Source organism: Nocardioides albertanoniae, from assembly GCF_006716315.1.
Lineage (GTDB): Bacteria > Actinomycetota > Actinomycetes > Propionibacteriales > Nocardioidaceae > Nocardioides > Nocardioides albertanoniae.
On sequence record NZ_VFOV01000001.1, the window covers coordinates 2,701,283 to 2,722,993 of the forward strand.

The 21,711-nt window shown below is 69.0% G+C and carries 23 protein-coding genes; 5 read left to right on the top strand and 18 right to left on the bottom strand.

Features of this window, described 5'->3' with window-relative positions; all coding sequences use genetic code 11:
* Window positions 1–96: 96 nt before the first annotated feature.
* Window positions 97–810 (bottom strand): FadR/GntR family transcriptional regulator, encoded by a 714-nt coding sequence (locus FB381_RS12950; RefSeq protein WP_246088089.1) that lies wholly within the window; start codon window positions 808–810, stop codon window positions 97–99.
* Window positions 811–906: 96 nt separating this feature from the next.
* Here FB381_RS12950 and FB381_RS12955 point away from each other — a divergent pair, with 96 nt between their 5' ends.
* The 3 genes from FB381_RS12955 (at window position 907) to FB381_RS12965 (ending at window position 3,562) form a co-directional block, all read left to right on the top strand.
* Window positions 907–1,428, top strand: coding sequence for a gluconokinase (locus tag FB381_RS12955; RefSeq protein ID WP_425465446.1), 522 nt, complete (start codon window positions 907–909; stop codon window positions 1,426–1,428).
* Entirely contained in the window at window positions 1,425–2,831 is a 1,407-nt protein-coding gene (locus tag FB381_RS12960) for a GntT/GntP/DsdX family permease (protein ID WP_141780667.1), read from the top strand. The genes FB381_RS12955 and FB381_RS12960 overlap by 4 nt, the downstream gene beginning before the upstream one ends.
* Window positions 2,832–3,121: 290 nt before the next feature.
* Entirely contained in the window at window positions 3,122–3,562 is a 441-nt protein-coding gene (locus FB381_RS12965; RefSeq protein WP_141780668.1) for a hypothetical protein, read from the top strand.
* Window positions 3,563–3,691: 129 nt separating this feature from the next.
* Here FB381_RS12965 and FB381_RS12970 read toward each other — a convergent pair whose 3' ends face one another.
* A complete protein-coding gene (locus FB381_RS12970) occupies window positions 3,692–4,186 on the bottom strand; it encodes a VOC family protein (RefSeq protein WP_141780669.1) in 495 nt (164 codons plus the stop codon).
* A gap of 192 nt (window positions 4,187–4,378) precedes the next feature.
* Here FB381_RS12970 and FB381_RS12975 point away from each other — a divergent pair, with 192 nt between their 5' ends.
* Complete coding sequence (locus FB381_RS12975; protein ID WP_141780670.1) at window positions 4,379–4,873, top strand: MarR family winged helix-turn-helix transcriptional regulator; 495 nt, start codon at window positions 4,379–4,381, stop codon at window positions 4,871–4,873.
* A gap of 12 nt (window positions 4,874–4,885) precedes the next feature.
* Here FB381_RS12975 and der read toward each other — a convergent pair whose 3' ends face one another.
* From der to FB381_RS13010, 7 genes are all read right to left on the bottom strand, one after another.
* The gene (gene der, locus FB381_RS12980; RefSeq protein WP_141780671.1) at window positions 4,886–6,268 is read right to left on the bottom strand and encodes a ribosome biogenesis GTPase Der; all 1,383 of its coding nucleotides are present in this window, start codon (window positions 6,266–6,268) and stop codon (window positions 4,886–4,888) included.
* Entirely contained in the window at window positions 6,261–7,004 is a 744-nt protein-coding gene (locus FB381_RS12985) for a lysophospholipid acyltransferase family protein (RefSeq protein ID WP_141780672.1), read from the bottom strand. Before FB381_RS12985 ends, der begins: the two co-directional genes overlap by 8 nt.
* A complete protein-coding gene (gene cmk / locus FB381_RS12990) occupies window positions 7,001–7,720 on the bottom strand; it encodes a (d)CMP kinase (RefSeq protein ID WP_141780673.1) in 720 nt (239 codons plus the stop codon). The genes FB381_RS12985 and cmk overlap by 4 nt, the downstream gene beginning before the upstream one ends.
* A 10-nt stretch (window positions 7,721–7,730) precedes the next feature.
* On the bottom strand, window positions 7,731–8,813 hold the full coding sequence (locus FB381_RS12995; RefSeq protein ID WP_141780674.1) for a prephenate dehydrogenase: 1,083 nt from the start codon (window positions 8,811–8,813) through the stop codon (window positions 7,731–7,733).
* 176 nt (window positions 8,814–8,989) lie between these two features.
* The gene (locus FB381_RS13000) at window positions 8,990–9,373 is read right to left on the bottom strand and encodes a VOC family protein (RefSeq protein WP_141780675.1); all 384 of its coding nucleotides are present in this window, start codon (window positions 9,371–9,373) and stop codon (window positions 8,990–8,992) included.
* 16 nt (window positions 9,374–9,389) lie between these two features.
* A complete protein-coding gene (locus tag FB381_RS13005) occupies window positions 9,390–10,172 on the bottom strand; it encodes a helix-turn-helix domain-containing protein (protein WP_141780676.1) in 783 nt (260 codons plus the stop codon).
* A 436-nt stretch (window positions 10,173–10,608) separates the two neighbouring features.
* Window positions 10,609–12,003, bottom strand: coding sequence for an HNH endonuclease signature motif containing protein (locus FB381_RS13010; RefSeq protein WP_246088090.1), 1,395 nt, complete (start codon window positions 12,001–12,003; stop codon window positions 10,609–10,611).
* A gap of 213 nt (window positions 12,004–12,216) precedes the next feature.
* Between FB381_RS13010 and FB381_RS13015 the strand changes: the two genes are divergently transcribed.
* The gene (locus FB381_RS13015; RefSeq protein ID WP_141780677.1) at window positions 12,217–12,651 is read left to right on the top strand and encodes a VOC family protein; all 435 of its coding nucleotides are present in this window, start codon (window positions 12,217–12,219) and stop codon (window positions 12,649–12,651) included.
* Window positions 12,652–12,663: 12 nt separating this feature from the next.
* Here the strand turns inward: FB381_RS13015 and FB381_RS13020 are convergent, their stop codons facing one another.
* From FB381_RS13020 to ald, 9 genes are all read right to left on the bottom strand, one after another.
* Window positions 12,664–13,443: a pseudouridine synthase gene (locus FB381_RS13020; protein WP_141780678.1), complete on the bottom strand. Its 780-nt coding sequence runs from the start codon at window positions 13,441–13,443 to the stop codon at window positions 12,664–12,666.
* Window positions 13,440–14,123, bottom strand: a complete 684-nt coding sequence (scpB, locus tag FB381_RS13025; RefSeq protein WP_141780679.1) for an SMC-Scp complex subunit ScpB — start codon at window positions 14,121–14,123, stop codon at window positions 13,440–13,442. The genes FB381_RS13020 and scpB overlap by 4 nt, the downstream gene beginning before the upstream one ends.
* Window positions 14,116–15,042, bottom strand: a complete 927-nt coding sequence (locus FB381_RS13030) for a segregation and condensation protein A (protein ID WP_141780680.1) — start codon at window positions 15,040–15,042, stop codon at window positions 14,116–14,118. Before FB381_RS13030 ends, scpB begins: the two co-directional genes overlap by 8 nt.
* A 17-nt stretch (window positions 15,043–15,059) precedes the next feature.
* Window positions 15,060–15,425: a hypothetical protein gene (locus FB381_RS13035; RefSeq protein ID WP_141780681.1), complete on the bottom strand. Its 366-nt coding sequence runs from the start codon at window positions 15,423–15,425 to the stop codon at window positions 15,060–15,062.
* Window positions 15,407–16,399, bottom strand: a complete 993-nt coding sequence (locus FB381_RS13040; RefSeq protein WP_141780682.1) for a ParA family protein — start codon at window positions 16,397–16,399, stop codon at window positions 15,407–15,409. Before FB381_RS13040 ends, FB381_RS13035 begins: the two co-directional genes overlap by 19 nt.
* 236 nt (window positions 16,400–16,635) lie before the next feature.
* Window positions 16,636–16,782 (bottom strand): hypothetical protein, encoded by a 147-nt coding sequence (locus FB381_RS23905; RefSeq protein WP_170225146.1) that lies wholly within the window; start codon window positions 16,780–16,782, stop codon window positions 16,636–16,638.
* Window positions 16,783–16,813: 31 nt separating this feature from the next.
* Window positions 16,814–19,420, bottom strand: a complete 2,607-nt coding sequence (locus tag FB381_RS13045; protein WP_246088091.1) for a DEAD/DEAH box helicase — start codon at window positions 19,418–19,420, stop codon at window positions 16,814–16,816.
* A 44-nt stretch (window positions 19,421–19,464) separates the two neighbouring features.
* A complete protein-coding gene (gene xerD / locus FB381_RS13050; protein WP_281285045.1) occupies window positions 19,465–20,421 on the bottom strand; it encodes a site-specific tyrosine recombinase XerD in 957 nt (318 codons plus the stop codon).
* A gap of 148 nt (window positions 20,422–20,569) precedes the next feature.
* A complete protein-coding gene (gene ald / locus FB381_RS13055) occupies window positions 20,570–21,685 on the bottom strand; it encodes an alanine dehydrogenase (protein WP_141782759.1) in 1,116 nt (371 codons plus the stop codon).
* Between the last annotated feature and the right edge of the window lie 26 nt (window positions 21,686–21,711).

A 21,711-nucleotide genomic window follows, 5' to 3' on the forward strand; every position in this document is an offset into this window, starting at 1 on the left:
CGCAGATCTCTCTGCTGAAGCGATCCGAACATTACCGTACGGTCTCGCGCACCCACCAATCGGGCTCGCCGGTCGCGCGCACAGAAGAATTGCGGCTCAGTCGGGCGCGGACGAGACTGCCTCGGCGGCCTCGTCGATGATGGCGCGCATGGCCTCCTCGGCGCCCGCGGGATCACCGGTACGCACCGCGATCGCCACCTTCTCGTGGAGCTCGATGGCGGCGGGGTTGGGCGTGGCCGGCATCAGGTGATGGTGGGTACGTCCGGCCAGCAGCTCGGCGACGACGTCGCCGAAGGCGGCGAGCATCTCGTTGCCGCCGGCCTGCAGGAGCACCCGGTGGAAGGTGGTGTCGGCTTCGAGATAGGCCTCGAGGTCGCCGGAGGCGGCATGGACGACCATGTCGGCGACGGCACGGGCCAGCTCGCCGTGATGTCGCGGCTCGGCTCGTTCGGCGGCGAGACGGGCGGCGATCGGCTCGAAACCCTGGCGCAGCTCTGAGAGCGAGACCAGCTGGTCGCGCCGACCCTCACCATCGAGACGCCAGCGGATGACCATCGGGTCGAAGACGTTCCACTCGGTCCGCGGAAGCACCGTGATGCCGACTCGTCGCCTGGTCGTGACCAGGCCCATCGACTGGAGCACACGCACGGCTTCTCGAGCGACCGGCCGCGAGACGGCGTACGTCGCCTGGATCCCCTCCAGGGTGAGCACCGCCCCGGCGGGCAGCTGGGCAGCGACAATCCTGCGCCCGAGCGCATCGCGCACGCTCTGATGCAGCCGGTGCACGGCATCACCGCTCGAAGTCGTCACCGCGGCATCGTCGCACATTCCCTCGCCCGAGCAATGAGAATCCTTAACATTGGACCGTCTTGCGAAACGGATGCTTATTGAGGCACCCTGTGACACGTGACACAGAAGCCCCTCCTCGTCGTCATGGGAGTCTCCGGCTCCGGCAAGACGACCGTCGGTGCCGCGATCGCCCAGCGCCTGCGAGTCCCGTTCGCCGACGCCGACGACTTCCACCCACCGGAGAACATCGCGAAGATGAGCTCCGGTCATCCGCTCGACGACGACGACCGGCGTCCCTGGCTCGAGACGCTCGGTGACTGGCTCGCGGAGCGAGACTCCACCGGCGCGGTGATGGGCTGCTCGGCGCTCAAGCGCAGCTATCGCGACCTCCTGCGCAGCCACGCCCCTCGGCTCCGGTTCCTGCATCTCGCGGGGAGCCAGGAGGTGGTCGAGGCACGCCTCGCCTCCCGTCCGGGGCACTTCATGCCGACCTCGCTGCTGCGATCGCAGTTCGCGACCCTCGAGCCGCTCGCCGACGACGAGCTCGGCACCACCATCGACATCGCGCAGGACATCGACGCGATCGTCGACCGCTATCTCTCCACCCTGTCCCCCACCACCCCCGAGGAATCAGCATGACTCTCTTGGCCGCGACCGATCCTCCGGTCGCCCCGGTCGCCTCCGGCGGCGTACTCCTCTTCGCGGCGCTGGCCGCGATCGCACTCATCGTCGTGCTCATCACCTACGCGAAGCTGCACCCGTTCCTGGCGCTCCTCATCGGCGGCATCACGGTCGGCGTGGTCTCCGGGCGCAACGTGATGGACGTGATCACCTCGTTCGGCGACGGATTCGGATCGACCGCGACCAGCGTCGGCCTGCTGATCGCGCTGGGAGCCATGTTCGCCAAGCTCCTCGCCGACTCCGGCGGCGCCGGCCAGATCGTCGACACGATCGTCGGCAGATCCTCGGTCCGTACGCTGCCGTGGGCGATGGCCCTGGTCGGCGCGATCATCGGCCTGCCGATGTTCTTCGAGATCGGCCTGGTGCTGCTCATGCCGGTCATCTACCTGGTCGCTCGTCGCGCCCAGGTCTCCCTGGTCACCGTCGGCATCCCCACGCTCGCCGGCCTCTCCGCGATGCACGGGCTCGTGCCTCCGCACCCGGGCCCGCTGGCTGCTATCGGCGCGCTCAAGGCAGACCTCGGCACGACGCTCGCGCTCGGCGTGCTGGTCGCCATCCCGGTCATCATCGTCAGCGGACCGCTCTTCGGCCGGCTGGCCGGCCGGTGGGTCGTCGTCGACGCCCCGAGCACCTTCGACGCCGGCTCGGGCTCGGGCTCCGGGTCTGGCTACGGCGAGTCGGCCGCCACGCGCCGCCCGTCGTTCGCGATCACCCTCTTCAGCGTGCTGCTCCCGCTCGTGCTGATGCTCGCCAAGGCGATCGTCGACATCGTCATCAACGACCCGGCCAACCGGATCCAGCAGGTCTTCGACGTGATCGGCTTCCCGCTGGTCGCGCTGACGGTCGCGGTCGTCGTGGCCATGTTCACGCTCGGGCGCGGCTCCGGGATGGACCGCCGCGAGATCTCCAAGACGGTCGAGCAGTCGCTGCCCCCGATCGCCGGCATCGTGCTGATCGTCGCCGCCGGCGGCGGGTTCAAGCAGTCGCTCATCGACACCGGCATCGGCACCCAGCTCGCCGAGTGGGCGCAGGGCACCGGCGTCTCGGCGATCGTGCTGGCCTGGATCCTCGCGGTCGTCATCCGCCTGGCCACCGGCTCGGCGACGGTCGCCACGATCACCGCGTCCTCCCTCGTGGTCGACCTGGTGGCCAACATGTCGGCGGCCGAGGTCTCCCTCGTGGTGCTCGCCGTCGGTGCGGGCTCGGTATTCTTCTCCCACGTCAACGACGCCGGGTTCTGGCTGGTCAAGGAGTACTTCGGCCTCGATGTCGTGCAGACGATCAAGTCGTGGTCGCTGATGGAGACGGTGCTCTCGGTCAGCGGTCTGGTCTTCGTGGTCGCGATCAGCCTGGTGATCTGACCAGGCTGATCTGGCCCCGGGCTGGCCCCGGGGCCGACAGGGTCGGTGACGACCCGTCACGAAACTGTCGGTGCTCTACGACAGAATCACTCCTGACACATGGATCACACCCACCACAGGAGCTCACCGTGTCGGATTCCCCTTCCCCATCCAACACAGCCCCGTCAAGCACAGCCCAGTCAAAGACCGCCCCGTCAGAGACCACACCCAAGCTCGACCCGATCTCGCGCAAGGGCACCCCGGCGCACCGCACCAAGTCGCGGCGCGAAGGCGCCGGGCGACGTCAAGGGATGCCGGTACAGGCGATCAGCCTCTCGGTGCCGGCATCCCTCGCCGCGCAGTGGAAGACCTACAGCCAGAGCGTCCCGCGCTCGCTCGTCGACGTCATGCTCGACGCCGTCGCAGCGACCCGCCCTCGGCTCACGGTGCTGCTCCGCGCTCATCAGGCGGCGCTGCGGGAGAAGACCCGGCCGGTCTCCGACGGCACGTTCATGCGCAACGTGCCGCAGCCAAAGCGCCTCGAGGATCCGTACGTCACGATGCCGCTGCGCATGCTGGCGACCAACGTCGACGTGGTCGACGCCATGGTGCACGAGATGGCTGCCGAGTCGCGCTCGCAGCTGGTCGTGGTGGCGCTGACGGCCTGGCTCGCCGACCGGGGCGCCGAGGAGCAGGTCTACGAGGAGCAGCTCGAGCTCGAGGTGCCTGAAGACCCCTTCGACCGTCCGTGACCGTCTCCGCGGGAGACACCACGCGTGCCAGGGAAGACAACCCTGGAAAACGACGGCCGGGACGGGTGAAGACGACCCGTCCCGGCGGTGCTCCCATCTAAGTCGACCTGCGGACCCGATGGAGCAGAATCAGAGAACCTTCGTGCCGTACATCTCGCCCAGAGGGTCGGCCAGCAGCTCGAGCCGCTCACCGTCGGGGCCCGTGAAGTAGATCGACGACTTCGACTCGACGACGTAGTCCATCCCGGCGACGTCGAGCTTGGCGCGCAGGTAGTCCCACTTCTCGGCGGTCACCGAGATCGCGATGTGGTGCAGGCCGCCCAGCACCTCGGCGTACTCCCCCAGGTCGAGGCCGGGAAGGGTGAAGAAGGCGAGCAGGTTGCCCGCGCCGACGTCGAAGAAGAAGTGGTCCGAGCCGGCGTAGTCACGGTTCTCGAAGATCTCGGTCAGCGGGAACTCGAGCAGCCCCTGGTAGAAGTCGATCGTCCGGCGTACGTCGGAGGAGAGCAGCGCGGTGTGATGGATGCCGCCGGCGGAGCTCGCCGGACGCTCGGAGGCGTCGAGAAGGTATTCCTCCTTGATCCGCTCCCGATCCTTGGTGATGAAGTCCGTGTCGATGCTCATGATGCCTTTCCCGGCCGCCCGTGCGGCTCCTTGCGCCTCTACGGGCAGTCTAGTTTCTTCGTCAACCGTCGCACGCGACCGGCCGCTCCCGATGCGCTCCGGTGCGGAATGCGTCACACTGGGAGGCCGACGACCTGCGTTCTTGGGCCGGGCTGTCGAAAGCAACAGAACGTCATCGGTAAGGTGTACCTCATGGATGAGGTCAAGTGGCTCAGCAACGACGAACAAGTCGCGTGGCGCGCCTGGCTCGCCGTCAATGCCCAGCTCACCGCGCGCATGAACCGCGACCTTCAGGTCAACAACGGGCTCTCCTTGGCCGACTACGACGTCTTGGTGAACCTCACCGACGTCCCTGACCGCAGCCTGCGCATGTTCGAGCTCGGCGACAAGCTCCAGTGGGAGAAGAGCCGGCTCTCGCGCCAGGTGATGCGGATGGCCGCCCGCGGGCTGGTCGAGCGGCGCGAGTGCCTCGATGACCGCCGTGGCGCCTTCGTCGACCTCACCCCCGCAGGGCTCGAGGCGATCGAAGCCGCAGCGCCCGAGCACGTCACCATGATCCGCCAGATGCTCTTCGACGCGTGGACCCCCGACGAGGTCGCGGCCCTGACCAAGCTCTACGAAGGTGTGCTGGAGCGCCTCGCCGCCAAGCCTGGCGACGAGGACGCCGCCGACGGGTCAGCTGCCTGACCCCGCCGGCGCTCAGCGCTTGCGCTTCTCCCGCACCCGCTGCTGGAGCACGATCGGCGTACCGACGAAGCCGAACTCCTCACGCAGCCGACGCTCGATGAAGCGCTCGTAGGATGCCTCCAGCTTGCCGCTGGTGAACAGCACGAAGGTAGGCGGGGCGGTCGACGGCTGCGTGCCGAAGAGGATCTTCGGCTGCTTGCCGCTGCGCACCGGGTGCGGGTGCTCGGCGACCAGACGACCGAGGAACGAGTTGAGCGCACCGGTGCCGACGCGCGTCTCCCAGCCTTCGAGCGCCTTGTCGAGCGCCGGCACGAGCCGGTCGACGTGCCAGCCGGTGCGGGCGGTGATGTTGATCCGCGGCGCCCACTGCACCTGCACGAGCTCGCGCTCGATCTCGCGGTCGAGCTGCCAGCGGCGGTCCTCGTCGACGAGGTCCCACTTGTTGAACGCGATCACCAGCGCACGCCCGGCCTCGCGGACGGTCTGCAGGATGCGGATGTCCTGCTCGGACATCTTCTCGCCGCCGTCGATGACCAGCACGGCCACCTCGGCACGGTCGATCGCCGTCGTGGTGCGCAGCGACGCGTAGTACTCGTGACCGGAGGCCTCCTTGACCCGCTTGCGGATGCCCGCGGTGTCGATGAAGCGCCAGTCGCGGCCGCCGAGCGAGATCAGCTCGTCGACCGGGTCGACGGTGGTGCCGGCGACGTTGTCGACGACCGCCCGCTCCTCCTTGGCCAGCTTGTTGAGCAGCGACGACTTGCCGACGTTGGGCTTGCCGACCAGGGCGATACGCCGCGGGCCGCCGATCTCGACGCCCTCGGGCATCGGCGGCGGGTCGGGAAGCACCTCGAGGATCGCGTCGAGCATGTCGCCGGAGCCACGCCCGTGCAGCCCCGAGACCGGCCAGGGCTCGCCGAGCCCGAGGTTCCACAGCGCGGCCGCCTCGGCCTCGGTGCGGAGATCGTCGACCTTGTTGGCGGCCAGGATGACGGGCTTGCCGGACTTGCGCAGCACGCGTACGACCGCCTCGTCGGCGTCGGTGATGCCGACGGTCGCGTCGACGACGAACAGGACGGCGTCGGCCAGGGAGACCGCGATCTCCGCCTGGGTCGCGATCCGCTCGGCCAGACCCTGGGCGTCAGGGTCCCAGCCGCCGGTGTCGACGAGCGTGAACGCCTTGCCGTTCCAGTTGGCGTCGTAGGAGACGCGGTCACGGGTCACGCCGGGAACGTCTTGGACGACCGCCTCCCGGCGGCCGATCATCCGGTTGACCAGAGTCGACTTCCCGACGTTGGGCCGGCCGACGACGGCGAGCACCGGCAACGGTCCGGTGGGCTCATCCGGGTCGCTGGGGTCTCGTACGTCCTCATACGAGACGTCGGGGTCAGTCATTGTTCTCCTTGCTAGAGAGCGGACCGGGCAGTTGGCGACCGGTCAACGCCAGGGCATGGTCCTGTTGGACCTGCATGTGCTGATGGAGCAAACCCGAGACGTGCCCGACTTGTTCCTTCGTACGCGGCCAGCCTACGCGGTCGACCCGGAAAGGTTCGCCATAGACGATGTCGATACGCGCCCCCGCGTGCGGCAGCGAGGACAGGTCACCACCCGGGTCGCGACTGCCGATCATCGTCACCGGCACGACCGGCGCGCCGGAGGCCAGCGCGAAGTAGGCGGCACCACGGTTGAACCGCACCAGGTCGCCGTCACCGCGACGACCCTCTGGATAGATGCCCATGGCATTGCCGCCACGCAGCACCCGCAGCGCCAGCTTCACCGCCGCCGGGTCGCTGGCGAGCCGATAGAGCGGGATCTGGCCGGCCCAGTGCAGGAACGGGCCGAGGAACCAGTGGTCGAACATCTCCGACTTCGTCAGCGCGTGCACCGGCCGGGGCGTGAAGATCGCCAGCAGCGGGCCGTCGATGATGCCGACGTGGTTGGACGCGAAGACGATCGGACCCGAATCCGGGATGTTGCCGGTGTTGTGCAGCTGGACGTCGTACCGACGCCTGATCACCCAGCGCGCGAAACCGTTGATGTGGTTCAACGCCCATCGAGCGGGGTGCTCGATCTCCTCCAGGCGCGGCAGGTCTGTGCGGGGTGATCTGCCCGCCTGCGTACCCTCGCTCACTCCCCCGCCTTGTCAGGCGTGGCTCCCGCAGCGGTCTGGACGATCTCGATCACCTGCGCGATGACCTCCTCGAGCGTGTAGGGCGTCGTGTCGAGGTGGGTCGCCCCCTCCGGCACCGCCGCGCCGCCCTTCGTGGAGTCGATCTTGTCACGGCTCTCCAGGGATACGCGGACGGCGTCGGCGTCGGTGCCGCCCTCCTCGGCCGCGCGGCGTGCGGCACGGGCTGCCGGGTCGGCGGTGACGTAGAGCTTCACGGCGGCCTGGGGCCAGACCGCGGTGCCGATGTCGCGGCCCTCGACCACGATGCCGGTGCCCGCGGCCAGAGCCCGGGCGATCTCCTCCTGCTGGAGGGAGACGAGCCGAGCGCGCACCTCGGGGACGGTGGCGACCGGCGAGACCGCGCCGTTGACCTTGTCGCTACGGATCTCGACGGAGACGTCGGCTCCGTCCAGCGCGATCGTGGGACCGAGCGGGTCGGTGCCGGAGGTGATCACCGGCTTGCCGGCCGCGGCCGCGACCGCGTCGGTGTCGTGCACGTCGACGCCGTTGCTGAGCATCCACCACGACATCGCCCGATACATCGCGCCGGTGTCGAGGTAGCGCATCCCGAGGCGGTCGGCGACCCCACGTGATGTGCTCGACTTTCCGGAGCCGGAGGTGCCGTCGACGGCGATGACGATGCTTGCGGGGTCAAGGGTGGAATTGTTGCTGCTCACGGGCGGGAGCCTACCGGTGAGCGAGCCAACCCCGGGACTCCAGAACCGTCTTCATCTGCTCGGCGGCGTCGCTGGCCACGATCAGCTCCATGAGACCCACCGGACGGCCGGGGTCGTGGTCGATGCGTACGTCCTCGATGTTGACGCCGCTCTCCCCCGCGTCGGCGAAGAGCCTGGCCAGGTTGCCCGGCTCGTCGGGCACGGTGACGTAGACGCTGGCCTGCGCCGTCTGCGGGCCGCCGTGCTTGCCCGGGATCGCGCGGGTGCCCGCCTGTCCCTCCTTGAGGAGCACGTCGAGGGCGGCCGCGTCGCCGTTGCCGACGGCCTCGATCATGTCGTCGAACTGGGCACGCATCTGGCCGAGCAGGTCGGTGACGGCCCGCGCGTTGCCGGCCACGATCTGTCCGTAGAGACCAGGATCGCCGGCGGCGACACGGGTCACGTCACGCACCCCCTGACCACTGAGCCGCAGATGGCCCTCGGGTGCGACCGCGAGCCGGCCCGCGACCAGCGCGGCCATCAGGTGCGGCACATGTGAGGTGCGCGCGACCGCTTGGTCATGGTCCTCGGGCGTGAGCACGAGCGGAAGGGCGCCGCACAGGCTGGCGAGCTCGCCCACGAGCGAGGCGGCCGTCGGGTCGGCGTCGGCGTGCGGCGTGAGCGCCCAGGGGCGACCCTCGAACAGCGTGGCGGTCGCCGCCAGCGGCCCGGAGCGCTCGCTCCCCGCCATCGGGTGGCCGCCGACGTAGCGGCCGACGTCGTCGGGACCGTGCTCGCGCACGTAGGCCAGCGGCGACGCCTTCACGCTGCCCACGTCGGTCACGAACGCAGCGGGGTTCTCGGCGAGGGCGCGAGTGATCACCTCACCCAGATGGGCCGGCGGCACCGCCACCACGACCAGCTGCGGGGCGTCCTCAGGCGCACGGCGACGACCTGCGCCGAGCCCCGTCGCCGTGCGTACGTGGCTGGCGACCGAGTCGCTGAGGAGCACCTCGATCCCGGCCCTGGCACAGGCCAGAGCCACCGATGTCCCGAGCAGTCCGACCCCGACGATCTCGACCGGTCCGACCAGTTCTCCCCCGGTTTCCGTCATACGGCCAAGGCTAACGGTGCCCGGGCCCCTCCCGGGTCAGGCAGGTCACCGCTGAGACCGGGCTTTGAGCCCCGGGTCGGGGCTGGTCTGTGCACTGGTGCGGTCGGCGAGAAGGGTGTGCGATAGTGCGCCGCATCATCAGGCGGCGGCGTACGGTCGCACACCCTGCCGCTCGCTCAGGACGGCTGGTAGCTCCCGAACGACCAGGAGTTGCCCTCCGGGTCGGTCACGGTGCCGCCCCGGCCGCCGTAGTCCTGGTCGACCATCGCCCGCTCGACGCGCGCGCCGGCGGCGACCGCCTTGTCGAAGACGGCATCAGGGTCCTCGGCGACGAGATAGGCGGAGGAGCCGCCCGTGGACTTGATGCCGCCGCCCTCGCGCGCCTGGCCGAACATCAGCCCTCCACCCGCCGGCCAGAGCCACTCGGCGTGCACCACGACGCCGGCGTCACGGTAGGTGGCATGCTCGACGAACCCGATCGCGCTCAGCCACGTCATCATCGCCTCGGCGTCGCGGAACGCCATCGACTGCCAGTACTTGATCTTCCCTGCTTCATCCATGCCCCGAGTAGACCGCTCATCGGTCGGCGAGGTCTTGAACGAATGGGAACTCCTCCCGCAGCCACGTCGTCGGCGCACAACCGGCGAACTCCTGCCACTCGCGGGTCAGGTGCGCCTGATCGGCGTAGCCGCACGCTGTCGCCGCCTGCGCCAACGGCATCCTTCCCACCATGCCTCGAGACCGGTCGAAGCGCGCCAGCCGCTGGAACTGCTTCGGCGCCACCCCGGTCTCGGCCCGCACCAGGTCGCTGATCCGCCGCCGGCTGTAGCCCACCTCGTCGGCGACCTGCTGCACCCCCGCTCCCCCGGTCAGCAGCGCCAGCGCCCGGCCTACCTCCGCTCGTGGAGACGGTTCACCGTGGCGCGCCAGCGCACCGATCAGCGTCGTGGCGACAAGGTCGGCCCACTGCCGCGGATCGGTCTCGGCAAGCCGCTCCGGAAGATGCCGTACGCCGCCTGGTGGCGTGACCTCGTCGAGCGCCAGAAGCTCCCCCTGCCAGGCCGCAGCCGGCATCGCGAACAGCGCCCGGACCCCGGCAGCCGTCAGCGCCAGCTGGACACCGCGCTGGCTTCCGCTGTGATGGATCCTCGCCGGTCGGGTGTGCAACCCGGAGACCAGCGACCACGCCGACACCGGTTCGGTGCCGCTCCCCCACGACGTCGTCAACGGCTCGTCGACCGGCAGCACGAACGTGGTCCCGGTCGACGGCATCCCCCGGTGGACTCCGGGCGCGCCGAAGTCCACGTCGTAGGCGACCAGGGACGTGACATAGGGCCGCAGCACAGCCGGCACGGTCATGTCTTCGATCGTGCCATGAGCGGTGCGGGTTGTGCATGCACTATCGCCTTTCGCGAGGAAGGTGTGCGATAGCGCGTTGTGGTGTTGTGGGGTTTGGTGCTCTTGGGGTGTTGGTTCGCGGCTGGTCGATCGCGGGTGGTTGATGGCCGCCGACCCGTTCTTCACGGTCTTCTCGATCTGGTCCGGCGTCAAGGACGCCCTCCGGGCGCCGGCTACGCCGGCCGCTATCGCGGTCCTGGACTCCGGACCAGATCGAGAAAAGATTTGGCTGGTTATCGGGGCGGCGGCAGGGGTGTGGCGCGAGATTTTTGGGTTGGGTACGGGGTTGAGAGCCGGGGCGAGGCCCCTAGCCTGCTGGGTTTGGTTGGCGGGGACTGTGACAGAGGGTCTGACCTTGTGAAGGATTCACAAGGGTCGAGGCGGTGCCAGGTCGGCATCAGGTTCTACGAGTGAACCTGATCTGTCCATCCAGGAGCCGCTCATGCCCATAGCCGGGGTCATGGATCCGTCGATGGTCGCTCGGGCACAACAGGACCATGTTGGCCAGGTCGGTCTTTCCGCCTTCGGACCAAGGTTTGAGGTGATGGGCCTCGGTCCACGCGGCTGGGGCGTCGCAGCCTTCGGCCTGGCAGCACTTGTCTCGAAGCCGTAGCGCTTTGTGTTGGATCGGGTGCGCCAACCTGGCCGTTCGACCGAGGTCGAGGACCTCGGAGTCGGTGCCCAACACCACCGGAACCAGGTCCGCATTGCACGCCATCCGACGAGCCTCCGCAGCGCTGACCTGGTTACCATCGAAACCGAGTGCAGCGGTGCCGAGGTCCTTACGGAGGTCCTCAAGGCTCATCGTGACGAACACCGTGGTCGCGTGCCCGCCGTGCCTGGGAAGCAGGTCGACGTCGTAGGTCTCGACCACGCGGGCGAAAGCCTGGCCTAGCAGCCGCTCGTAGGAGACCTTGCGGCCCTTGTCCTCGGCCGACCACTTCCTCGGCTGCGCCAACGAGTCCAGCATCGTGCGTAGACGCACCCCGACCGCACGCGAGACACGGGCATGGATGTCGACAGTGCCGTCGCCGTTGTCTCGTGAGGAGTAGAACGTACGCCGCTGAGCGTGCTCCTCCTCCCGCTGCAACGCCTTCGCCTCGGCGGCCTCGAAACGTTCCGGGTCGATCTCAGCCAGGATCCGCTTCCCGACGATCCGCAGCTCGTTCGCAGTCAACCGGGACGCGTGATCGACCAACAACTTCTCCGCGAGCACCAGATCTTCGGCGCTCGCGGCAGGGTCGGTCTCGATCGCATCGAGCGCATTGGTGATCACCCGGGCTTTGTCCTGGGACACCACGCCATCGGCCAGCCCGGCGGCCACGAGGTCGTACTTCGCGACCGCGCCGGCCAGCTTCACCCGCGCCCGACCCACACCCCGATCAACCAGAAGCTCGGTACGGATCCAACCCGAGGCATCCTTCGCACCGGTCTCCTCGGCGATGTCACCAGCGGTGGCGAGCACCCGAAGCTCGAGCGCAGCCTGCTGTGCCTTGAGGGTCTCGAGCCGTGCGAGGACGTCTTTCTTCTGGCTGGTTCGCCAGTACGCGGGGTCCATCGCAAGCAGCTCGCCCAGAGCAGTTTCGATGCCAGCAAGAGCAGCCGCAACAGGCTCACGAGGGCTGGTGCCCCAGTGGTCGACGTGGTTCTCGACGCTCATCGCTGACCCCCTCTCAAGGTGCCCGTCGTATACCCTGATTTTACTCTTTACCGACCAGTAGATCCACCAATTTCCGCAGGTCAAACTGCTTTTTTGCGGCAGCGAAGCAGCACTCGCTCCTCCCGGCCACACCCTGGCCGCCGCCCCGATAATCAGCCAAATCTTTTCTCGATCTGGCCCGGAGTCCAGGACCACCGAAGGTGGCCGGCGAAGCCGGCGGCCGCAGGCCGTCCTTGACGCCGGGCCAGATCGAGAAGACCCTTCAGGAAAGGGTCGGCGGCCCCACACCCCCAACGAAGCAACAGAAGCCAACCCGCCCACCAGCCCCGCAACTACCCTTCCCCCATGACCACCATCTCGATCGCCCTTCCGACCGCGGACCGAAAACGCGCCCACGCGTTCTACCGCGACGGACTCGACTTACCGACCCCGGGAGAGCCCTACCACGACGGCGTGCCAGAGCCGCTCGTCGTCACCGCTCCGGGCGGCGCGGAGGTCATGTTCATCCCGGCAGGCGGTTTCGGCTGGGTCTCCGGGGTCGACGAGGCCGACCAGGGCCGTGGCGAGTGTCTGCTGAGCATCACGCTGCCCGACCCCGACGCGGTCCGGTCCAAGGCCGAGCGCGCCGCCCAGGCAGGTGGCACGATCATCGTCGCGGCCGAGGAGGCCTCGTGGGGATTCCGAGCAGTCGTCGCCGACCCCGACGGGCATCGCTGGCAGCTCATCGCCGATCCCGCCTACGGCGACCCTGAGCAGCCGTACACGCCGGCTGAGTCCTGACCGAGCGCAGTCTCAGAGCTCGGTGTTGTCCAACAGCTCGCCGAGCTCGACGCGCGAGAGGTCGCGGATGTCCCCGGGCCGCATGGCGCCGAGGCGCACCGGCCCGATCCGCGTGCGAGTCAGGCGAGTGACAGGGTGACCGACGTGATCCAGCAGACGGCGCACGATGCGGTTGCGTCCTTCGTGGATGACCAGCTCGACGATCGACTTGTCCTTGCGAGTCTCCATGATCTTGGCCTTCGTGACCGTGACCGGACCGTCTTCGAGGGTGACCCCGGCGAGGAGCCGCTTGCGCACGTTGGGGAAGACCTGGCCCTCGACCTCGGCGACGTAGGTCTTGTCGACCTCGTAGCTGGGATGAGCCAGACGGTGTGCGAAGTCGCCGTCGTTGGTGAGGATGATCAGGCCCTCGGTGTCGGTGTCGAGCCGGCCGACGTGGAAGAGGCGCTCCGGCCGGTCGGCGACCAGGTCGGAGAGGTTGCGGCGACCCTCGGGGTCGCTCATCGTGGAGACGACGCCGCGCGGCTTGTTGAGGGCCAGGTAGACCTTGCCCGAGATCGGCGGGAGCCGCTTGCCCTCGACGCGTACGACATCCTTGGTGGGGTCGACCTTGGTGCCCAAGCGGGTGATGACCTCGCCGTTGACCTCGACCTGCCCGTTGAGCATCAGCACCTCGCTCCCCCGTCGGGAGGCGAGGCCGGCCAGGGCCAGCAGCTTCTGCAGCCGGATCAGGCCCTCGTCGTCCAACGGCAGGTCGGCACGCTGTGCGTCTTCTTCGGGAACCTCGCTCACGACAGCGATTCTCCCCCATCCGCGGAGGCATCCCCATTCGAGGCAGGCTCCTCCGGCTGGGCGGCCAGAGCCTTCTCGCTGACCTGCTCGGTCAGCTCTTCCTCCATGTCGGCCAGATCGGGGAGGTAGGGCGCCAGGTCGGGCAGCTCTCCCAGGTCGGTGATGCCGATCCGCTCGAGGAAGTAGCCGGTGGTGCGGTAGAGGTTGGCGCCGGTCTCGTGGTCTTGGCCCGCCTCCTCGACCAGTCCGCGGGTCAGCAGGGTGCGCATCACGCCGTCGACGTTGACGCCGCGGATCGCGGAGACGCGCGCCCGCGAGACGGGCTGCTTGTAGGCGACCACCGCGAGGGTCTCCAGCGCGGCCTGGGTCAGCCTGGCCTGCTGGCCCTCGAGCACGAAGCCCTCGACCACGCTGGCGTACTCCTCACGGGTGTAGAAGCGCCAACCGCCGGCGACGTTGCGCAGGTCGAAGCCGCGGCCCTGCTCGGTGTAGTCGGCTGCCAGGCCCTCGAGCGCCGCGATCACCTCGGCGGTGGGGTAGCCGACGGCCGAAGCCAGCGACTCCGCCGCCAGGGGCTCGTCGGCGACCATCAGCACCGCTTCGAGCGCCGGGCGCAGGTCGGTGAACGGGATCGCCAGGGTCTCCTCGGCGGTGGTCGAATCCGTCGAGACCTCAGTCATCTTCGCTCTTCTCCTCGTCGTCAGCGTCGTCAGCGTCGTCAGCAACCTCGGGCGCGGCGGCGTCCTGCGCCGGCGGCTGCCCCTCGAACTCGTCCTGGATCAGGTCGTCGACATCGAGAGCCTCCTCGCCGGTCCACCGTACGGTCAGCTCGCCGAGCGCGGTGACCTGGTCGAAGGCGACGGCCCCCTCACGGAAGAGCTCCAGGAGCGAGAGGAACCGAGCGACGGTCGTCAGGGTGTCGGGCGAGTCGGCGCACAGCCCCCGGAACGTCACCTGACCACCCGAGCGCAGCCGCTCGATGACCAGCGCCGCCTGCTCCTTGACCGAGACCTTGGAGCCGTGGATGTGGGCGAGCCCGATCTCGGGCGGGGCGGGCTTCGGCGCCATCGCCGTCGCGGCCAACTGCGCGAACTGCTCGAGCCCGATGCCGATGAGCACCTCGGGCAACAGGCCGGCGTAGCGCGGTTCGAGCTGCACCGAGCGCGGGTGGCGCTTGGACTCCTTGGCGAGCCGCTCGCCGAACACCGCAGCCACCTGCTTGAACGCCTTGTACTGCAGCAGCCGGGCGAAGAGCAGGTCACGCGCCTCGAGCAGCGCGAGATCCTCTTCGTCCTCGACGTCGCCCTGCGGCAGCAGGCGCGCGGCCTTCAGGTCGAGCAGCGTGCTGGCCACGAGCAGGAAGTTGGAGGTCTGCTCGAGGTCCCAGGCGCCTTCACCGCTGTCGGCGGCGCCCTTCTTGACGTAGGCGATGAACTCGTCGGTGACCGTGGCCAGCGAGACCTCGGTGATGTCGAGCTTGTGCTTGGCGATCAGGCTCAGCAGCAGGTCGAAAGGACCCTCGAAGTTCTCCAGCCGCACCGCGAACGCGCCGGTGCCGCTGGGCTCCTGCTCCCCCGCCTCGGCGGAGGTCTGCGTCATCTCGGTGACCGTCGCCGTCATTCGCCGAGCCGGTGCACGAGGGCGCTGTCGCCTTCGTACTCCTCGAGGTCGGCCAGCACGATCGCGAGCGCCTCGCGCACCAGTCGGCCGCGATCGACCGCGATGCCGTGCTTGGCCCGCAGGCTCAGTCGCGCGTGCTCGAGGTCGAGGAGCTCACCGGAGGTGATGTAGACCGTCATCTTCTCGTCGTGACGTACGCGGCCGCTGGACCGCTTCTTGCCGGTCTGCGCGTCGTCGGGCTCGGGCACGGCATGGACCGGGCGAGCCTTCGCCTCGCCGGCGGACGCCGCAGGCGCAGCCCCGTCGGACGTACGCCGGAAGAGGTCGTCGGCGGCAGGCACCCTCACACGCCGAGTTGCCATCGGGCCAGCACCTCCTTGGCGAGCTTGCGGTAGGAGTCGGCCCCGGTGGAGGTGGAGGCGTACTCGGTGATGGGCTCGCCGACCACGGTGGAGTCGGCGAACTTCACGGTGCGCCGGATGACGCTGTGGAAGACACGGTCGCCCCAGCCGTTGACGAGGGTCTCCATGACCTCCCGGCTGTGCATGGTGCGGCTGTCGTACATCGTGCCCAGTATTCCGTCGATCTTCAGGCGCGGGTTGAGCCGCTCCTGAACCTTGTCGATGGTGTCCTTGAGCAGGGCGACGCCGCGCAGGGCGAAGTATTCACACTCCAGCGGCACGACCACCGAGTCGGCGGCGGTCAGCGCGTTGACGGTCAGCAGACCGAGCGAGGGCTGGCAGTCGATGAGGATGACGTCGTAGTTGGCGACCGCGGGCTCCAGGGCCCGGGCGAGGGTCTGCTCGCGGGCGACCTCCTGGACGAGCTGCACCTCGGCGGCGGAGAGGTCGATGTTGGCCGGCAGCAGGTCGACACCGTCGATGCCCGAGGGGACGACGACGTCCTCGAGCGTGATCTCACGCTCCATCAACAGGTTGTAGATCGTCAGCTCGATCTCGTTGGGTTGCAGCCCGAGACCGACCGAGAGCGACCCCTGCGGGTCGAAGTCGACCATGAGCACCTTGCGGCCGTGCTCGGCCAGCGCGGCACCGAGGTTGATCGTCGTCGTGGTCTTGCCGACGCCGCCCTTCTGGTTGACCATCGCGACGGTCCTGGCCGGGCCGCCGGTGGCGGGCCCGGGCTCGGGAAGCTTGGGCCAGGGACGTCCGGTGGGCCCGATCTTGTTGGAGCCCGCGGCCTCGAACGGCGAGGCGTCCGGCTCCGGCGCATTGGCGCGCTGACGGGCCGAGGGCGGGTAGGCCGGCGGGTTCGCCGTGGCCTGCGGAGGCATCTGGGGCGCTGTCGCGCCACCTGCTCCGAAATAGCTGTCTTCCATTCCTCCACCCCCGGTTCAGTTGCCGCGGCCCTGGGCGAACACGGCTAGCGGGTCTATATGTCGACACGGCGACTCTAAGACCCGGATCTGCGCGACTGTAGGAGCCGCGCCGGGCGTGTCACAAGGCAAATCCGACTGTTTCTGCTAGGCGGTGCGAATCTGTTGACCGCCTGTGCACTTCGCCGCCCGTAACCTCCACAGCCACCGTCGGCGCTGTGGACAGATCTGTGGAGAGGTCAGCGCGTACGGCGGCGCTTCTGGAACTGGTCGTAGGCCTTGCTCGCGGCCTCTTTGGCCTTGCGCTGGTTCTCCGGCTTGCGCGCCTCGGCAGCGATCTTGGAGACGATCGAGGCGACCACGGTCGACTTCAGTAGCTTTCCCACACCGCAACGCTATCGGACCGGTGCCGAAGCCTCACAGTCGGCGCATCGCAACGCTCGCCAGGACGAGCTCGCCCGCCTCGTCGCTCGCGTCGAGATCGGCGATCGCCTCGATGACCCAGTCGTGGTCGCCGGCCGGGTCGTCGATGGTCTGGGTGATGCGCCAGATGCGGGTGGAGTCGAAGGACTCGTCGTCTTCGTCCACCCCCGCCGGCGCGCCGGCCTCGGCGGTCCAGGTGAGGAGCTTGGGCGAGCGCGAGTCGGCGGAGATGCCCACGTCGTCGTGCTCGCCGAAGTAGGCCTCCAGGGCGTCGTCCCAGCGCGATCTCGTCATCACGACGTCGCGGGCCGGCTCGAACCGGTCGGCGGCGGCGCGCTCGAGGCGCATCAGCGTGTCGAGGTCGTCGCGCGAGACCGCGTCCACGCGAGCCCACATCGCGTTGCGCACCATGATCTCGAAGGCACGGGTCTGCTGCGACAGCGAGCGCGGAGGCGGCGGGGCCTCGTGGTGGGCGACCGCCGAGGGGATGTGGTCGGGGTCGGAGAGCGCCTCCCACTCGTCGAGCAGGCTCGAGTCGGTCTGGCGGATCGTCTCCCCCAGCCACTCGATCAGGTCCTCGACCTCGGGCGTCTTGTAGGTCTCGGGCACCGTGTGCCGGAAGGTGCGGTAGGCGTCGGTGAGGTAGCGCAGCACCAAGCCCTCCGAGCGCGCCAGCTGATAGCGCCCCACGACATCGGTGAAGGTCATCCCCTGCTCGTACATCTCGCGCAGGATCGACTTCGGGTCGAGCGCATCCTCGGGCAGCCACGGGTGGGTGCCGCGATAGACCTCGAAGAGCGCCTCGAGCAGGTCGGCCATCGGCTTGGGCCAGGTGATCTCCTCGATGAGCGCCATCCGCTCGTCGTAGTCGACGCCGTCGGCCTTCATCTCCTCGATCGCCTTCCCGCGCGCCTCGTGCTGCTGGGCGAAGAGGATCTGCCGCGGCGGCTCCAGCACGGCCTCGATCACCGAGACGATCTCGAGGGTGTGCTCAGGCGACTCGGGGTCGAGGGTGTCGAGGGCGGCGAGCGCGAAGTGGGCCAGCGGCTGGTTGAGCGCGAAGTCGGCCGGAAGATCCTCGGTGAGCACATAGCGGCGCCCGTACGCATCGGGCGCCTGGAGCCTGGTGAGCACCCCGCTGTGCACCAGCGAGCGCGTCAGCCGCAGCGCTCGCCGGGCGAGCTTGAGCTGCGTACGCCGCTCCTCGTGGTTGTCCATCGTGATGCGTCGCATCACCGCGAAGGCGTCCTCGTCGCGGGCGACGACGTTGAGGATCATCGAGTTGTCGACCTTCATCCGGCTCTGCAGCGGCTCCGGGGCGCCGTCGACGAGCTTGGTGAAGGTCGCCTCGGTCCACACGACCGTGCCCTCGGGCGGCTTCTTGAGCTGGGCCTTGGAGTTCTTCTTGCCCGACTTGCGACGCTCCTCGGCCTTCGCCTTCGCCTTCTCGTTCTCGATGATGTGCTCGGGCGCCTGCACCACGACGTAGCCCTGGGTGTCGAAGCCGGCGCGGCCGGCGCGCCCGGCGATCTGGAGGAACTCGCGGGTGCGCAGGATGCGCTGACGGCGGCCATCGAACTTCGCCAGGCCGGTGAAGAGCACCGTGCGGATCGGGACGTTGATACCGACCCCGAGGGTGTCGGTGCCGGCGATCACCTTGAGCAGGCCCGCCTGAGCCAGCTGCTCGACCAGTCTGCGGTAGCGCGGCAGCATGCCCGCGTGGTGGACGCCGATGCCCTTGCGCAGCAGCTTGGAGAGGGTCTTGCCGAAGCCCGCGGCGAAGCGTACGGGCTCGAGACGCTCGGCGATGGCCGCCGACTCCTCCTTGGTCAGCTTCAGCCAGCCGGCGTTGAGCAGCGAGGTGCCGTGGGTGACGGCGTCCTTCTGGGTGAAGTGCACCACGTAGGCGGGCGCCTGGCCGGTGGTGACGAGCTCCTCGAGGGTCTCCTGCAGCGGCGTCAACCGCCAGTCGAAGCTGAGCGGCACCGGTCGCTCCGCCTGGTCGACCAGCACCGTGTCGCGGCCGTTTCGCCTGGTCAGGTCGTCGCCGAGCGCGGTCGTGTCGCCGAGGGTCGCGGAGAGCAGCAGGAACTGGGCCTGCGGCAGCTCGAGCAGCGGCACCTGCCAGGCCCAGCCACGGTCGGGCTCGCCGTAGTAGTGGAACTCGTCCATGATGACGAGGCCGACGTCGGCGTGCTTGCCCTCGCGCAGCGCGAGGTTGGCGAGCACCTCTGCGGTGCAGCAGATGATCGGGGCGTCGGCGTTCACGCTGGCATCGCCGGTGAGCATGCCGACGTTGTCGGCGCCGAAGGTCTCGACGAGGTCGAAGAACTTCTCGCTGACCAGGGCCTTGATCGGCGCGGTGTAGAAGGAGACCTTGTCTTCGGCCAGCGCGCCGGCATGGGCTGCGGCGGCCACCAGCGACTTGCCCGAGCCCGTCGGCGTGGCCAGGATGACGTTGTCACCGGCCAGCACCGACATGATCGCCTCGTCCTGGTGGGGGTAGAGGGTGCGGCCGCCGGCCTCGACCCAGCCCACGACCGCCTCGTAGACGTCGTCCGGACTGGTGCCGACCTTGGGGATCCAGTCGGCTGGCTTCACGGGCTGTGTCACAGGTTGGGTCACAGATTGGGTCACGGGTTGGGTCACAGGGCCCTCGGGTGCGCGGTCGCGAAGACCTCTCGAAGATTGTCCACGGTGACAAGAGTGTAGATCTGCGTCGTGGTCACCGACGCATGGCCCAGCAGCTCCTGCACGACGCGTACGTCGGCACCCCCGTCGAGCAGATGGGTGGCGAAGGAGTGACGCAGGGTGTGGGGCGATACGTCCTTGTCGATCCCGGCGCGCTCGGCTGCTCGGGTCAGCACCGTCCAGGCCGACTGTCGCGAGAGGCGACCACCGCGGGCGTTGAGGAAGAGCGCTCCCCCGTTGCCGCTCGATCCGGCGGCGGCGAGGTCGGGGCGGGCCCGGGTCAGATAGGCCTCGACGGCCTCGACCGCGTAGGAGCCGACCGGCACGAGGCGCTCCTTGCCACCCTTGCCGCGCAGCAGGGCGACGTTGTCGACACGGTCGAGGTCGTCGACGTCGAGACCGACCGCCTCCGAGATGCGCGCGCCGGTGCCGTAGAGCACCTCGAGGAGGGCGCGGTCGCGCAGCGCGAGAGTCGTGCCCGGAGCACCGGCGGTCTCCAGGATCGCCTCGATGTCGGAGAGCGGGAGCGCCTTCGGCAGCCGCTTCTCCGCACGCGGCGGCTTCACGTGGCCGGCCGGGTTGGCTTCGGCCATCCCGTCGGCGACCGCGAACTTGTGGAACCCGCGCACCGCGACCACCGTCCGCGCCGCCGAGGTGGCGCTCAGCGCCGGATGCTCCTCGCTACCCTCACGCAGATGGGCCAGGAAGGCCGAGACCGTCGCCTCCGAGACGCCGGTGAGGTCACCGACATCGCGGCCGGCGAGGAACTCGGCGTACCTGCGCAGATCGCGCCGGTAGGACGAGAGCGTGTTGGCCGCGAGCCCGCGCTCGACGCTCAGGTGATCGAGATAGGTGCGCATCGCGCGCTCCACCGCCGAAGCGGTGCCCGGAGCACTCGATGCCGCTGTCACATGTCCATCCAAGCAGCCCAGTCGGCCCGTCCTGACCAAATCCCCCGCCGAGTCGGCTCGTTCTGACCAATTTCCAGGTCGAGTCGGCTCGTTCTGACGAGCCGACTCGACGCCGATCTCTGTCAGGACGAGCCGACTCGGCGGGGGCTCATGCGAGAACGGTGTCGAGGTCGACCGCGTCGATGCCGACGGCGGCGCCGACGGGGGCGTTGGTCAGGGCGCCGGCGTGGGTGTTGAGGCCCTTGGCCAGGGCGGCGTCGCTGCGCATGGCCTGCTGCCAGCCGTGGCTGGCCAGGGCGACGACGTAGGGAAGCGTCGCGTTGGTGAGGGCGTAGGTGGAGGTGTTGGGCACCGCACCGGGCATGTTGGCCACGCAGTAGAACGTCGAGCCGTGCACCTGATAGGTCGGGTCGTCGTGGGTGGTGGCGTGGGAGTCCTCGAAGCAGCCGCCCTGGTCGATGGCGATGTCGACGAGCACCGAGCCGGGCTTCATCCGCGAGACCAGCTCGTTGGTGACGAGCTTCGGAGCGGCGGCGCCGGGGATCAGCACGGCACCGATGACCAGGTCGGCCGCGAGCACCTGCTCCTCGAGCGCGAGCTTGTTGGAGGCCAGGCCGTGCACCTGGTTGGAGTAGCGCCAGAACGACATCCGCAGCTTCTCCAGGTCGGTGTCGAGCAGGGTCACGTCGGCGCCCATCCCGAGCGCAATGTTGGCGGCGTTCTGACCCGAGACGCCGGCCCCGATGATCACGACCTTCGCGTTGGCGACGCCACCGACGCCGCCCATCAGCGTGCCGCGGCCACCTTGGGCCTTGAGCAGGTTGTAGGCCCCGACCTGCGGCGCCAGACAGCCGGCGACCTCGCTCATCGGGTAGAGGAGCGGCAGGGCGCGGTTGGGCAGCTCGACGGTCTCGTACGCGATCGCGGTGACCTTCTTGGCCAGCAGCTCCTGGGTCAGCGGCTTGTCGGCGGCCAGGTGGAGGTAGGTGAACAGGGTCAGGCCCTCGCGCAGGCGGTGGTACTCCTCCGCCACCGGCTCCTTGACCTTGAGCACCAGGTCGGCGTTGCCCCAGGTCTCGTCGGCATCGCCGACGAGCTTGGCACCGACCGCGGCGTAGTCGTCGTCGGAGATCGAGGAGCCGGCACCGGCGCCGGCCTCCACGAAGACCTCATGGCCGTTGGCCACCAGCTCATGGACGCCTGAGGGGGTGATCGCCACCCGGTACTCGTGGTTCTTGACTTCCTTGGGTACGCCGATCTTCATTGTCATCCCCTGAGCGTTGGTCTTCC

Coding starts and splice junctions, on each gene's coding strand:
- FB381_RS12960 (WP_141780667.1), top strand. CDS start 1,425: ATGACTCTCTTGGCCGCGACCGATCCTCCGGTCGCCCCGGTCGCCTCC.
- FB381_RS12965 (WP_141780668.1), top strand. CDS start 3,122: ATGCCGGTACAGGCGATCAGCCTCTCGGTGCCGGCATCCCTCGCCGCG.
- FB381_RS12970 (WP_141780669.1), bottom strand. CDS start 4,186: ATGAGCATCGACACGGACTTCATCACCAAGGATCGGGAGCGGATCAAG.
- FB381_RS12975 (WP_141780670.1), top strand. CDS start 4,379: ATGGATGAGGTCAAGTGGCTCAGCAACGACGAACAAGTCGCGTGGCGC.
- der (WP_141780671.1), bottom strand. CDS start 6,268: ATGACTGACCCCGACGTCTCGTATGAGGACGTACGAGACCCCAGCGAC.
- FB381_RS12995 (WP_141780674.1), bottom strand. CDS start 8,813: ATGACGGAAACCGGGGGAGAACTGGTCGGACCGGTCGAGATCGTCGGG.
- FB381_RS13000 (WP_141780675.1), bottom strand. CDS start 9,373: ATGGATGAAGCAGGGAAGATCAAGTACTGGCAGTCGATGGCGTTCCGC.
- FB381_RS13005 (WP_141780676.1), bottom strand. CDS start 10,172: ATGACCGTGCCGGCTGTGCTGCGGCCCTATGTCACGTCCCTGGTCGCC.
- FB381_RS13015 (WP_141780677.1), top strand. CDS start 12,217: ATGACCACCATCTCGATCGCCCTTCCGACCGCGGACCGAAAACGCGCC.
- scpB (WP_141780679.1), bottom strand. CDS start 14,123: ATGACTGAGGTCTCGACGGATTCGACCACCGCCGAGGAGACCCTGGCG.
- FB381_RS13030 (WP_141780680.1), bottom strand. CDS start 15,042: ATGACGCAGACCTCCGCCGAGGCGGGGGAGCAGGAGCCCAGCGGCACC.
- FB381_RS13035 (WP_141780681.1), bottom strand. CDS start 15,425: ATGGCAACTCGGCGTGTGAGGGTGCCTGCCGCCGACGACCTCTTCCGG.
- FB381_RS13040 (WP_141780682.1), bottom strand. CDS start 16,399: ATGGAAGACAGCTATTTCGGAGCAGGTGGCGCGACAGCGCCCCAGATG.
- ald (WP_141782759.1), bottom strand. CDS start 21,685: ATGAAGATCGGCGTACCCAAGGAAGTCAAGAACCACGAGTACCGGGTG.